The sequence below is a fragment of the Ruegeria sp. CL3 genome, assembly GCF_056536505.1.
This window is the reverse complement of the sequence record NZ_JBQFPT010000001.1, coordinates 120293-134178: the sequence shown is the minus strand read 5'-3', so window position 1 is coordinate 134178 and position 13886 is coordinate 120293. Positions and strand designations below refer to the sequence as shown.

The window sequence follows — 13886 nt, the reverse complement described above, 5'->3', positions numbered from 1 at the left end:
CCATGCTTTCAACCTTCGATCAGGGGCCACCGACGCCCTGCCCGACCCCGTTCAATCTGGCCGCTCATGTGCTGGGCAAGGCGGATGAGTTGGCCGATAAAACCGCTCTGTCCGTGTTGCGCCAAAACGGATCCGAAGACTGGAGCTATCGCGCATTGAAAGCCGCCGTTCTGGGAACGGGTCAGGGCCTGTTGCAGGCCGGACTTCACCCCGGGGACATCGTGTTGATGCGTCTTGGAAACACCGTTGAGTTTCCCATCGCCTACCTTGGAGCTATCGCCGTCGGTATCGTTCCTGTTCCGACCTCATCGCAACTGACCGAGCCGGAAACCTCGCGGATCATCGCGGAGCTTTCGCCCGCCGCCATCTTGCGCGACCCCTCTGTGGCTTGTGCCGAACACCACAATCAGATCCATCTGGACGACCTGATCGCCATGCATGACTTACCGCCCGCATCGTTCGACATGGGCGACCCCGAACGTCTGGCCTATGTGGTCTATACCTCGGGCACCTCGGGCAAGCCCCGCGCTGTCGCCCATGCTCACCGTGCGATCTGGGCGCGTCAGATGATGGTCGACGGCTGGTACGGCCTGACCGAGCAGGACCGCCTTTGCCACGCGGGTGCGTTCAATTGGACGTATACGCTGGGCACCGGGCTTATGGATCCGTGGACGATCGGAGCTTCGGCCCTGATCCCTGAACCCGGCACAGATATGTCTCAGCTGCCGCAAATGCTGCGCCAGAACCGCGCGACAATCTTTGCCGCAGCACCGGGTGTTTTCCGCAAGATGCTGTCCGGTACGGATCGGATCGAACTCCCCGATCTGCGCCACGGCCTATGCGCCGGGGAAAAGTTGTCTCGGTCGCTGCATGCCCAATGGGAAACGGCCACAGGAACGGAGCTTTACGAAGCGTTCGGCATGTCTGAATGTTCGACCTTCATCTCGTCCAGCCCAACCCATCCTGCGCGTGGAGATTCCCTTGGACAGCCGCAACCGGGCCGCCGTGTCGCGATCCTCGGGCCGGAGGGGCCTGTGCCGCAAGGGACCGAGGGGACCATCGCCATTCACCGCTCTGACCCCGGCCTGATGCTGACCTATCTGAACGCCGCCGACGAGGCCGCCGCCCGACTGCAAGGCGACTGGTTCCTGACCGGCGATCAGGGCGCCATGGCCGTCGATGGGCAGATCACCTATCTGGGGCGCGACGATGACATGATGAACGCAGGCGGCTACCGCGTCTCGCCGGTTGAGGTCGAATCCGTCCTATCCCGCTATCCCGGCATCACTCAGGTCGGAGCCGCAGCCGTCGAGGTTAAACAGGACACATTTGTGATAGCGGCCTTCTACTCCGGCCCCGATAGACTGGACGAAGACGCTCTGCACGCCTATGTCCAAGCCAATCTGGCGCGTTACAAACAGCCGCGCGCCTTCGTTCACCTTCCCGAGTTGCCAACCGGCGGCAACGGCAAACTCCTGCGCCGCGCGTTGCCGGCCTATTTCAAGGCGTCCACCCCATGAGCCAAACAGACACCCAGACCGTCAAGCTTGATATCCTGTCCGATCCGATCTGCCCATGGTGCTACATCGGCAAAACCCATCTGGACAAAGCCTTGGCAAAGGTTCCGGAGCATCCGTTTGTGATCGAGTGGCACCCATTCCAGCTGAACCCCGACATGCCCGATGCCGGCATGGATCGGCGCGAATATCTGGAACGGAAATTCGGCGGCAAGGACGGTGCGGTGCGCGCCTATGCGCCCGTGGTCGAACATGCAGAGAATGCGGGCCTCAAGATCGACTTTGAGGGGATGAAGCGCACGCCGAACACGCTGAACGCACATCGCCTGATCCACTGGGCCGGGATCGAGGGCAAGCAAAATGCCGTCGTCGATGCTCTGTTCGACGCTTACTTCGTTCAGGCCCGCGATATCGGCGACCCTGAGGTCCTGTCCGATATCGCCGATAGCGCAGGCATGGACGCGGCGGTGGTGATGAAACTGCTGAAATCTGACGCCGACCGAGAGGATATCCGCAACCGCGACACCCACTCACGCGAGATGGGCGTCAGCTCGGTCCCAACCTTCATTGTTGCCAACCAACATGCCGTTCCGGGCGCGCAACCCCCTGAAATGTGGGAGAAAGTGATCGGAGAAATCATGTCTCAACTTGAGGCCTCCTCTGCATAGAAGCACAGAGGTCTGTGCAAAATTCCGGTCTGGCGCAACCTGATCCGTCGTGATAGCGCGATCAGGTAAGGAGTCCCCATGACCAACCGCATGTCTCGTGGAGAGTTCATTGCGCTGATCGCAATGATGTTCTCGACCATCGCCTTTTCGATCGACTCGATGCTGCCCGCCCTACCCGAGATCGGCGCGCAGCTCAGCCCGGATGATGTCAATCGCGCGCAGCTGATCCTGACGTCTTTCGTACTTGGTATGGGGATTGGTACGTTTTTCACCGGCCCCTTGTCGGATGCGTTTGGCCGCAAACCGGTCATCTATGGCGGCATCGCTCTCTATATTGCGGCCTCGGCCGTGGCCTGGGCCAGTTCCTCGCTTGAGCTGGTTCTGGCCGCCCGAGTCGCGCAGGGGCTTGGTGCTGCGGGTCCACGTGTTGTGGCTATGGCGGTCATCCGCGATTTGTATTCGGGCCGGATCATGGCGCGCATCATCTCGATAGCGATGCTGCTGTTCACGCTTGTACCTGCCGTGGCGCCCATGTTGGGGGCCGGAGTGATCGCCCTGTTCGGCTGGCGCGGTATCTTTATGTCCTTCATTCTGTTCGCCGTGATCGTCTGCGTCTGGATGGGAACCCGCTTGCCCGAGTCGCTGGCAGTCGAGAACCGTCGCCCCTTCCGCCTTCCACTGATGGTCGCCGCAACGAAAGAGATGTTCGCCCACCCGACTGTGCGCCTGTCGATCATGGTGCAAACCCTGTGCATGGGGATTTTGTTCACCATGCTGACCATGGTTCAGCCCGTATACGACGTCATCCACGACCGGGCCGAGAGCTTTCCGTTCTGGTTCGGGTTCGTCGCACTGATGTCCGGATCGGCCAGTGTGTTGAATGCAGCCCTCGTGGTGCGCGTTGGCATGCGACGCATGGTAACATGGGCGCTCGGGGCGCAGATTGGCATCACGGCGCTGGTGATCGTGGCCAATTCCTTCCCGCTGTCGCCCGACGCGTCGTTTGGCCTGTTCGTGGCTTGGCAAACCACCGTATTCTTCATGGCCGGTGTCACCATGGGCAACCTGAACGCCATCGCGATGGAGCCGATGGGGCATATCGCCGGAATGGCCGCCTCTGTCATCGGCTCGGTCTCGACAGTGCTAGCCGCGGCCATTGCTGCACCGGTCGGGCTGCTATTTAACGGCTCGATCCTGCCATTGACCACGGGCATTCTAACCATGTGTATCCTGGCCTTTGGCCTGATGATCCACATGGGCCGCATCGAAAACAGACTGCTCGCCTGAGGATTTTCAGCCCGGATCAAACGCGCTACGCTGTCCCGACCAACATGGCGGAGGGTCAGTTATGAGTGAATATTACGATCTGGGCACCTATTCCTGCCTTGTTTCAACAGCATCCGCCGACGCCCAACTCTGGTTCGACCGAGGGCTGGTCTGGACCTATGGCTACAACCATGATGAGGCCGTCGCCTGCTTTGAGAAAGCAGTCGAACATGACCCGAACTGCGCCATGGCGCATTGGGGCGTCGCTTACGCGGCTGGCCCGAACTACAACCTGCCGTGGGATTTGCAAGACGACCGAGGACGGCAGAAAGCCCTAACAAAGGCCTTTGACGCCACGCAAGAGGCACTGAGCCTAACCGATGGCTGTACCGAGGTGGAAAAGGCTCTGATCCACGCCCTTCCGTCCCGGTATCCGCAGCGCGACACGACCGAGGGCATGCATGATTGGGACTATGATTTCGCCGACGCGATGCGCGCGGCCTTCACGGCTCAGCCCGACCATCTGGACCTGCGCACAATCTATGTCGAAGCGCTGCTTAATCTGACGCCGTGGAAAATGTGGGACCTGTCGACTGGGCAGCCCGCCGAAGGGGCCGCCACGCTTGAGGCGCAAGAGGCGCTGGAATGGGCCATGCAGAACGACCCCGACGCCATGTCTCATCCCGGCCTTCTGCACCTCTATGTCCACCTGATGGAGATGTCCCCAACACCCGAAAAAGCTCTCAAAGCGGGCGATATCCTGCGCACTCTGGTCCCGGATGCAGGCCACCTTGTTCATATGCCGACGCATATAGATATCCTCTGCGGCCACTATCAGAACGTGGTGCATTGGAACCAGAAAGCCTCGGAAGCTGACCTGAAATATTATGAGCGTGAAGGGGCGTTCAACATCTACACAGGCTACCGCCAGCACAACTATCATTTCACCATCTATGGCGCGATGTTTCTGGGCCAGATCGAACCGGCCCTGCGGGCCAACCAAGGTATTTGGGACACGACCCCCGAAGAGATGTTGCGCATCGAGAGCCCGCCCATGGCGGATTTCTTCGAAAGCTATATGTCGATGGAGCCTCACATCCTGATCCGCTTTGGGCGATGGGAGGAGGCAAAAGCGCTGGCGCTACCCGACGACCCTGACCTGTACCGCACGCTGACGGCAACAACTCACTACGCCCGCGCGCTTGCTCATGCCGCGACCGGCGATGTGCCCAACGCCGAAGCCGAGGAGAAGCTGTTCCTCAAAGCCAAAGCCCGTGTGCCCGAGGTTCGGCGATTGCACAACAACCGCGTCATCGACCTGCTGGAGATCGCGACCGAAATGCTGCGCGGTGAGATCGAATACCGAAAGGCGAACTATAATCTGGCATTCGCCCACCTGCGCCGATCTGTCGAACTGGATGACACCTTGCCCTACGACGAGCCTTGGGGATGGATGCAGCCCACCCGCCATGCGTTGGGCGCGCTGCTCTTCGAACAAGGCTATTTGACCGAGGCGGAAACCGTATACCGAGAAGATCTGGGCCTTGGCGGAACCCTCAGCCGCGCTTCGATCCATCCGGACAATATCTGGAGTTTGAAGGGCCTGCACGATTGCCTGAAAGCCCGCGGTGATACGATTGAGCTACCTCAGATCAAACAGAGGCTGGACTTGGCCCTGGCAAGGGCCGACCGCGCAGTGGCTGCATCCTGTTTCTGCGCCCAGTCCGCCATGCAGGGCTGAATCGCGCTGCGCGCGATGCCTCCGTCGAAGGTATTTTTAGCCAGATGAAGTCCGGATCGCCTGCTTCATCTAGCCGGAAATACCTCGGGGGAGTCGCGGCTCACCGCGGCGGGGGCAGCGCCCCCTTCCCCGCTATCCGCCTGTCTTGGCCTTTTTTCTTTCGGCCACTACTTTTTCAGCGAGGTCGCGGGCAATCGCAAACGCGCCTTTGATCTTGTCGCTATCTTTCTTCCAGTCGCGCCGCACAACGATTTTGTTGTCTTTGACCTTCGCCATGCCGCGCTGGTTCTGGATGAATTCGACCAGCCCTTGGGGCGAAGCGAATTTGTCATTGTGAAACTGAATCGTCGCGCCTTTCGGCCCGCCATCCAGTTTTGCAATACCCGCGCGCTTGCACATGGCCTTGATGCGGACGACCAGCATCAGGGTATTCACCTCTTTCGGCAAGGCGCCGAACCGGTCAATCAGTTCGGCGGCGAACCCTTCGAGTTCCACCTTGGTCGAGAGCGACGACAGGCGGCGGTAGAGGCCCAAACGCACATCCAGGTCGGGAACGTAATCTTCGGGAATCAGGACCGGAACACCCAGATTGATCTGAGGCGCCCATTGGTCATCGGCGTCCGAGAGCCCCTCCATCTCACCGGCTTTGATCTTGGCAATCGCCTCTTCCAGCATCGACTGGTAAAGCTCATACCCCACATCGCGCATCTGGCCGGATTGCTCTTCGCCCAACAGATTGCCAGCCCCACGAATGTCGAGGTCTTGGCTGGCCAGCGTGAACCCGGCCCCCAGCGTATCAAGCGACCCCAAAACACGCAGGCGCTTTTCGGCGGTGGCGGTCAGTTTCTGGCGCGGCTTGGTTGTGAGGTAGGCATAGGCGCGGGTTTTTGACCGCCCGACCCGGCCTCGGATCTGATAGAGCTGCGCGAGGCCGAACATATCGGCCCGGTGTACGACCATTGTGTTGGCCGTAGGAATATCCAAACCGCTTTCCACAATCGTCGTTGCAAGAAGCACGTCATATTTTCCGTCGTAGAACGCATTCATACGGTCATCGAGTTCACCCGCTGCCATCTGACCGTGGGCAACGACGTAAGTCAGCTCTGGCAGTTGTTCTTTCAGGATTTCTTCGATCTCGGGCAGGTCCGAGATGCGTGGTACCACATAGAAGCTCTGCCCGCCGCGATAGTGTTCGCGCAGCAAAGCCTCGCGGATCGTCACCGCGTCGAACTCGCTGACATAGGTGCGGATGGCCAGACGGTCGATGGGGGGCGTGCCGATGATTGACAGGTCGCGCACTCCGGTGAGTGACAGTTGCAGCGTCCGAGGGATCGGAGTGGCGGTCAGGGTCAGGACGTGGATGTCAGAGCGCAGTTGTTTCAGGCGCTCTTTGTGGCCAACGCCGAAATGCTGTTCCTCGTCGATGATCAGCAGGCCGAGGTTGTTGAATCGCACGCCTTTCGCCAGCAGAGCATGGGTGCCGATCACAATATCGACTGTCCCGCGCGCCAGCCCGTCTCGAGTCTGTTGCGCCTCTTTCGCCGAAACAAAACGCGATAGCTGCCGGACCTCAAGAGGGAAGCCTCGGAAGCGTTCCTTGAACGAGGCTGCGTGTTGACGAGCGAGCAGAGTGGTCGGCGCAACGACGGCCACCTGCACGCCTGACATGGCGGCGACAAAGGCCGCGCGCATGGCGACCTCGGTCTTGCCAAAGCCGACATCCCCACAGATCAGACGATCCATTGGCGCGCCGGAATGCATGTCCTCCATGACTTCCGAGATCGCCCGCAACTGATCGTCCGTTTCCTGATAGGGGAAGCGCGCGCTGAACTCCTCCCATGCGTGGGGCGGTGGGTCCATAACGGGCGCTTTGCGCAGGGCGCGTTCGGCCGCGATTCGGATCAGCTTATCCGCCATCTCGCGGATGCGCTCTTTCAGTTTGGCCTTTTTCGCCTGCCACGCGCCGCCGCCCAGACGGTCCAGCAGCCCTTCGTCATGGCCGTATTTCGACAGCAGCTCGATATTCTCGACCGGCAGGTACAGCTTGGCCGCTTCGGCATATTCCAACAGCAGGCACTCATGCGCCGCGCCTGCGGCGGTAACGACCTCCATCCCCATGTAGCGGCCGATGCCGTGGTCCACATGCACCACCAGATCGCCGGGGCTGAGGGATTGGGTTTCGGTCAGGAAGTTCTCGGCCTTACGGCGTTTCTTGGGCTGGCGGATCAGGCGGTCGCCCAGCACGTCCTGTTCAGCGATCACGGTCAGATCCGCCGTCTCAAACCCATGTTCCAAGGCCCAGACCGCCAGATGGAGGCCCCTTTTGCCGATACGCGTGCCGTCTGTGACCGGGATCGCCTCGGCCAGACCTTCGTCTTCGATCAAACCGGTCAAACGTTCGCGCGCGCCTTCGGAATAGGACGCGATCAGTACCGGCCCCTTGTCCAGCTTGCCCTTGATGTGGTCTGCTAAAGCGCCAAACAGGCTGATGCTTTCCTGCTGACGCTCAGGCGCAAAGTTCCGCCCGATCCGCCCCCCCGCGTCGATCACGCCGGGTCCGCTGGCCTGTGGCAAAGGGCTGAATTGCAGCACGCGCCGATCGCCCACGGCCTGATCCCACGCCGCGTCATCGAGATAGAGCAAACCGGGCGGTGTCGGCTTGTAGACCGTGTCCATGCGCGAGCGGTTTTCCAGCGCCAACCGCCGTGTCTCATACTGGTCGGCAATCGTGTCCCACCGCGCCAGACGCGCGGGTGAGACCTGATCATCCAGAGAAATCGTCGCCTCCGGCAGATAGTCGAACAGGGTTTCCAGATTTTCGTGGAAAAAAGGCAGCCAGTGTTCGATGCCCTGATGTTTTCGGCCCGCACTGACGGCCTCGTAGAGCGGATCATCCGTGCCCGCCGCGCCGAATTCGATGCGATAGTTCTGACGGAATCGGGTGATGGCGGCCTCGTCCAGAATGACCTCGGAAACGGGGGCGAGCTCGACCACTTCCAGCTTTTCGGTGGTGCGTTGCGAGACCGGGTCAAAGCGGCGCGCGCCGTCCAGAACGTCTCCGAACAGGTCCAGTCGGACGGGGCCGGATTCGCCCGGAGGGAAGATGTCGATGATCCCGCCCCGGATCGCGTAGTCTCCGGGCTCCATCACGGTCGGGCTTTGGGTGAACCCCATCCGCACCAGGAACTTGCGCAGGGCGTCTTCGTCCACGCGTTGGGTGACGCGAGCGGTAAAGGCAGCCTCGCGCAGAACCTCGCGCGCAGGCACGCGTTGGGTCGCGGCATTCAGTGTGGTCAGCAGCACGAAACGCTCGGGCATCTGGTGGACCAGCGCTGCTAGCGTCGCCACCCGCGCTGCGGCGATATCCGCGTTGGGCGAGACCCGGTCATAGGGCAGACAATCCCAACCGGGGAAAACGAAAACCGGCACATCAGGGGCAAAGAACGCAAGTGCTGCACGCATCCCCTCAAGCCGCTTGTCATCTCGTGCCACATGGCAAACCGGCCCACCAGAACGCGCGATCTCGTTCAGGACAAGCTGTGCATCATACCCTTCGGGGGCGCCGCCGACTGTCACGTGGTTCGGAGCCTTCATCCCTGACCCTTTCAGATTTCGCTATCCCAGAACGCCGATTGAAAGGTTCTGATACATGCCCCACATCGAAGTGACCAGTATCGAGATCATGCCGATGATCTGCGTATACAGGCGGCATCGTGACAGCGTCTTGGAGACGCGCTCCAAAGTCAGCTCGTGCCGCCGCAAACGGCGTGCGTGAAAGATGTTGATGAAGGTCACGATCACCAGGGGAAACAACAGTAGGAACACGGCCTGTGCAAACTCGACCCAATAATAAAAGCCGAGCGTCGCCAGTGCGGTAAAGACGAAACAGGCCATTGCCAACATCACCATGCCCGACACCTCGACATAATAAAGCATACGGTTGGTGTTGATGCGCACGATGTCCAGCAGGTCGACCTCAAGCTGGCCGCCGACCCGGCGGGCGCGGACTACCATGTCGTAGGGTACCCCCATCGACCAGTGACTGGCCGAAGACCAGATCACCGCCAGAACAATCCAGAACCACAGATTCGAAAAGCTGCGCATGTCGATGAGTTCGAAAATCTTAGCGTACCAGTCCAAACGCAGCCCTTTATTCACAATCCTCAGGGGGGGGTCTGTCGCGATGGCGCGTCCATTGATGCCCTTGAGCCCTTGGCGGATTCATGCCACCCAATGCGGCAATGTTCAAGGAGGACGCGCCATGAAACCGACCATCGCCCCCTACCCCCAAACCCGATTTCGCCGGGCGCGTCAGTCCGATGCGATCCGCGGGCTGGTGCGTGAGCATACGCTGACCACCGACGATCTAATCTGGCCGGTTTTCGTGCGCGATGGAGAAGGTATTGAAGAGCCCGTGCCCTCGATGCCCGGCGTGTTGCGGCGGTCGGTCGACTTGATTGCCAAATCAGCGGTCGAAGCGCAAGCCCTTGGAATCCCCGCGATCTGCATCTTTCCCTATACTGATGCGTCGCTCAAGACCGAGGATTGCGCCGAGGCCTGGAGCCCTGACAACCTCTCGAACCGCGCGATACGTGCTATCAAGGCCGTGGCGCCGGATATCGCAGTCATGACCGATGTTGCGCTGGATCCGTACAATATCAACGGCCATGACGGCTATGTAGTGGATGGCGAGATCGTGAATGACCAGACCGTTGAGGCGCTGGTCAAGATGACCCTCGCGCAGGCCGAGGCCGGGGCCGATATCATTGGTCCGTCAGACATGATGGATGGCCGGATCAGCGCGATGCGCTCGGCGCTTGAGGCGGCGGGTCATCACAACGTGATGATCCTAAGCTATGCCGCGAAATATGCCAGCGCCTTTTACGGCCCGTTCCGCGATGCGGTTGGTGCCTCTGGCGCCCTGACCGGCGACAAGAAAACCTATCAGATGGACCCTGGAAATTCGAACGAGGCCCTGCGCTTGATCGAGCGCGACCTGACCGAAGGGGCCGATATGGTGATGATCAAGCCGGGCATGCCCTATCTGGATATCTGCCGCCGCGTGAAAGACACGTTTGGTGCGCCCACCTACGCCTATCAGGTCTCGGGCGAATACGCGATGATCCAGGCGGCCGCGCAGAACGGGTGGATCAACGGCGACAAGGTGATGCTGGAAAGTCTGCTGGCGTTCAAACGCGCAGGTTGCGACGGAATCCTGACCTATTTCGCGCCGCACGTCGCACGGGTTCTTCAAGGCTAAAACCCCGACACCTCGCGATTTTTCGCCGATTGTTTCGCGGGTCGCGGCAGCTTTGTCGTGACATGCAGGGCCAATCGGCGTATTCTTGCACATAAGATCGGGAACACCCGACATATCAGGCACAGTTACAGAGATAAAAAACCATGAGCAGTTCCACCCTTCCCCGACTGAACCGTCGCGGCTTTGCCTTGGGCATGGCAGGTCTGACCCTGACTGCAGCCTGCGGCAACGGCGTCGGTAACTCGAACGCAGCCACCCTCGACGCCCGTGTCGACGCAACACTGACCGAGATGTTTGCCCGCTACCCCAACACGGTCGAGATCGCTGAAAAAGCCAATGGCATGTTGGTCATGCCCCTGATCACAGAGGCCGGGTTCGTATTCGGCGGCGGCTATGGTCAAGGCGCGCTGCGCATCAATGGAGCCACGGTTGACTATTACTCGGCCGTTAAAGGCACAGCTGGTCTGCAGATCGGCGCCCAGCAATACGCCCACGTGCTGTTCTTCATGACCGAGGACGCACTGAACGATTTCCGCCGTTCCAGCGGTTGGACGGCTGGTGCCGATATCGGCTATGTGGTCAGCGATCAGGGTGACCAGTTGTCGACCGATACGACCACCCTGCTCAGCCCGGTCTTGGCGGCCATCTTCGGCCAGGCGGGCCTGCAGATCGGCGCGACCGTCGAAGGCATCAAATACACCCGCATCATCCCCTGATTTTGTACTACCACGCCCCTCTCTGAAAGACTTCGTCCCCATCTGGGGCGGGGTCTTTTTCATTGCCACCTCAAGGCAGGTTTCCGCAGTGTTCCTCTTTCGGTCGGGGCGGCCTTGAAGTAACCTCTCGCCACGTGAAGAACGAATACAAGTGGGACGTCCATGGCTCTTGTCTTTCGCTGGTTGATACGCATCACCACGGGTCTTGTCCTGCTGGTTCTTGCCGCCATCGGACTGGTCTATTTTCTGGCCAGCCAATCGCTGCCCGAATACGATCAAACCCTTGAGGTACAGGGCGTCACTGCCCCGGTCGAGATCATTCGCGACACGGCGAATGTGCCCCATATTCTTGGCGAAACCGACCCGGATGTGTTCTTTGGGTTGGGCTATGCACACGCGCAGGATCGTTTGTGGCAGATGACCGTCATGCGCCGCACCGCACAGGGCCGCCTGTCCGAGGTTTTTGGCGCGCGCACCGTTACCATCGACAAACTGCTGCGACGGCTTGACCTCTACGGCTTGGCCCATCGCTCGGTCGAGGCGCAGGATGACTACACCAAGGCTGCGCTGCGCGCCTATTCCGCGGGTGTCAATTCTCGCCTCACACAGATCAACGAAGAGGCTTTGGGCCGCGGCGCGCCCGAGATGTTTCTGTTCAACGCCCCGGTCTCACCCTGGCAGCCCGGTGACAGCCTCGCGGTGATCAAGCTGATGGGGTTGCAGCTGTCGGGCCACCTGAAAGATGAGGTTCTGCGCGCCCGCACCTCGCTGATGCTGGATGATCCGGCGCGGCTGGTCGACATTCTGCCGGATGTGCCCGGTGCTGGTATCGCCGCCCTGCCCGAATATGCCCAGTTGTTTCCCGGCCTGCCGCGCTATGTCGCAGGGACGCCGATGCCGGATACGCCGCTGTCGCCGTTCCCCAAACGTGGTTTAGCCGGAGCGTCAAACGCATGGGTTGCCGCGCCGTCCCGCTCCGCCAGTGGTGGAACCCTGTTGGCCAACGACCCGCATCTGGGGTTCACCGCACCCGGCGTGTGGTACCTCGCGCATCTGGACCTTGCAAAGGGCGGCGTGATCGGCGCAACAATTCCCGGCATCCCCGCCGTGATGAGCGGCCGCAGCGACCGTTTGGGCTGGGGCCTGACCTCCTCTTATCTGGACGATCAAGACCTGCATATTGAGCAGCTCAACCCTGACAATCCCGAGGAATACCTGACCCCCGACGGGTTCAAGGAATTCCAAAGCCGTCCTTCGATTATCGAAATCAAGGACGAAGCCCCCATCACTCTGATCCTGCGCTGGACGGAAAATGGCCCGGTTCTGCCCGGCAGCCACTATGATCTGGAAACGATCACTCCACCGGGGCATGTCGCATCATTGTCCTGGACCGCACTCAGCCCGAATGACACGTCGATGAGCGCCTCAATGGCGCTGATGAACGCTGATACCGTACGCGAAGCCATTGACGTCGCAGAGAAATTCATTGCGCCATCGCAGAACCTGTCTCTGGTCGACACCGAAACGATTGGCCTGAAACTGATCGGAGCAATCCCTAAGCGCGACCGCCTCAACCAAAGCAAAGGACGCATTCCAACTCCCGGCTGGATTGCGGAAAACCGGTGGCAAGGCCGGATGCCCTACGCCACAAATCCCGAGTTCACCTCACCCGCTGGTGGTCTGCTGGGCAATACCAACAACAAGATTATCGACCGTCCATTTCCCAACCATGTCTCGTTCGAGTGGGGTGACACGCAGCGCGTTCACCGCTGGGAACGGCTGATGCAATCACGCGAGGTCCATACCCGCGACAGCTTTATCGAAGCGCAACTTGACACTGTCAGCTTCACCGCGCGCTCGCTTCTACCGCTGATTGGAGCTGATCTGTGGTTCACCGGTGCCTCGGCCCCCGAAGGCACGCCCGAACGTCAGCGCCAGATCGCCCTGTCGCTGCTGGCGGAATGGAATGGCGAAATGAACGAACATCTGCCGGAGCCTTTGATCTATGCCGCGTGGCTACGCGCTTTGCAGATCCGCCTGATCGGGGATGAACTCGGCCCGCTCGCCAGTGAGTTCAAACATGTCGAACCTCTGTTCATCGAACGGGTTTACCGCGACATTGATGGCGCGTCTGTCTGGTGTGACGTGCGCCAAAGCGCCCCGGTCGAAACCTGCTCGGACATGGCAGAACTGGCGTTGGACGACGCGCTGATCTGGATCGCCGAGACCTATGGCACCACGCTGGAATCCCTGCGCTGGGGCGATGCCCATCAGGCCACCCATGATCATCCGGTCCTCGGGAGTGTTCCGGTCCTGCGCTACTTCGTCAACATTCGCCAGTCGACTAGCGGAGGCGACAACACGCTGCTGCGTGGACGGACTTCAGGCGAAGGCCCCGATCCCTTCCTGAACGTGCATGGCGCAGGCTATCGCGGCGTCTATGATTTCGCCGATCCCGACAGTTCCGTCTTTATCACCGCAACCGGCCAGTCCGGGCATTTCCTGTCTCGTTACTATGACGATCAGGCGCAGCTGTGGCGACGTGGAGAATATATCCCGATGTCCCTCGACATTGATCTCGCCCGGGCCGCTGCGGTGGGTGTTACCACGCTCACCCCGCAATAATCCGCCCATTCGGCGACTCCTCGCCCCGAATTCCGAGGTTTCGTGGCAAGCCTTCCCTTTTTGACCTAGGATCACCGACCAGGTGATGTGGGA

9 protein-coding genes are annotated in these 13886 nt (G+C 60.4%); 7 read left to right on the top strand and 2 right to left on the bottom strand.

The features are described from left to right. Window positions 1-2: 2 nt before the first annotated feature. The 4 genes from ACR0NO_RS00690 (at window position 3) to ACR0NO_RS00675 (ending at window position 5192) form a co-directional block, all read left to right on the top strand. The gene (locus ACR0NO_RS00690) at window positions 3-1520 is read left to right on the top strand and encodes a class I adenylate-forming enzyme family protein (RefSeq protein WP_480722641.1); all 1518 of its coding nucleotides are present in this window, start codon (window positions 3-5) and stop codon (window positions 1518-1520) included. Continuing rightward, the gene (locus ACR0NO_RS00685) at window positions 1517-2185 is read left to right on the top strand and encodes a DsbA family oxidoreductase (protein ID WP_480722640.1); all 669 of its coding nucleotides are present in this window, start codon (window positions 1517-1519) and stop codon (window positions 2183-2185) included. The genes ACR0NO_RS00690 and ACR0NO_RS00685 overlap by 4 nt, the downstream gene beginning before the upstream one ends. Before the next feature lie 78 nt (window positions 2186-2263). Continuing rightward, on the top strand, window positions 2264-3472 hold the full coding sequence (locus tag ACR0NO_RS00680; protein ID WP_480722639.1) for a multidrug effflux MFS transporter: 1209 nt from the start codon (window positions 2264-2266) through the stop codon (window positions 3470-3472). 61 nt (window positions 3473-3533) lie between these two features. Further along, a complete protein-coding gene (locus ACR0NO_RS00675) occupies window positions 3534-5192 on the top strand; it encodes a tetratricopeptide repeat protein (RefSeq protein WP_480722638.1) in 1659 nt (552 codons plus the stop codon). A 132-nt stretch (window positions 5193-5324) separates the two neighbouring features. Here ACR0NO_RS00675 and mfd read toward each other — a convergent pair whose 3' ends face one another. Together mfd and ACR0NO_RS00665 are read right to left on the bottom strand one after the other, a co-directional pair. After that, complete coding sequence (gene mfd, locus ACR0NO_RS00670; RefSeq protein WP_480722636.1) at window positions 5325-8786, bottom strand: transcription-repair coupling factor; 3462 nt, start codon at window positions 8784-8786, stop codon at window positions 5325-5327. A 21-nt stretch (window positions 8787-8807) separates the two neighbouring features. Next, entirely contained in the window at window positions 8808-9332 is a 525-nt protein-coding gene (locus ACR0NO_RS00665) for a component of SufBCD complex (protein WP_170548394.1), read from the bottom strand. A 121-nt stretch (window positions 9333-9453) separates the two neighbouring features. Here ACR0NO_RS00665 and hemB point away from each other — a divergent pair, with 121 nt between their 5' ends. The 3 genes from hemB to ACR0NO_RS00650 all read left to right on the top strand — a co-directional run bounded on the left by hemB (window position 9454) and on the right by ACR0NO_RS00650 (window position 13793). Further along, the gene (gene hemB, locus ACR0NO_RS00660; protein WP_480722635.1) at window positions 9454-10452 is read left to right on the top strand and encodes a porphobilinogen synthase; all 999 of its coding nucleotides are present in this window, start codon (window positions 9454-9456) and stop codon (window positions 10450-10452) included. A 143-nt stretch (window positions 10453-10595) separates the two neighbouring features. After that, on the top strand, window positions 10596-11168 hold the full coding sequence (locus tag ACR0NO_RS00655; RefSeq protein ID WP_170373852.1) for a lipid-binding SYLF domain-containing protein: 573 nt from the start codon (window positions 10596-10598) through the stop codon (window positions 11166-11168). Between the two features lie 162 nt (window positions 11169-11330). Beyond that, window positions 11331-13793 carry a penicillin acylase family protein gene (locus tag ACR0NO_RS00650; protein WP_480722633.1) on the top strand — a complete coding sequence of 821 codons (2463 nt, stop codon included), beginning with the start codon at window positions 11331-11333 and terminating at the stop codon, window positions 13791-13793. Window positions 13794-13886: the final 93 nt, after the last annotated feature.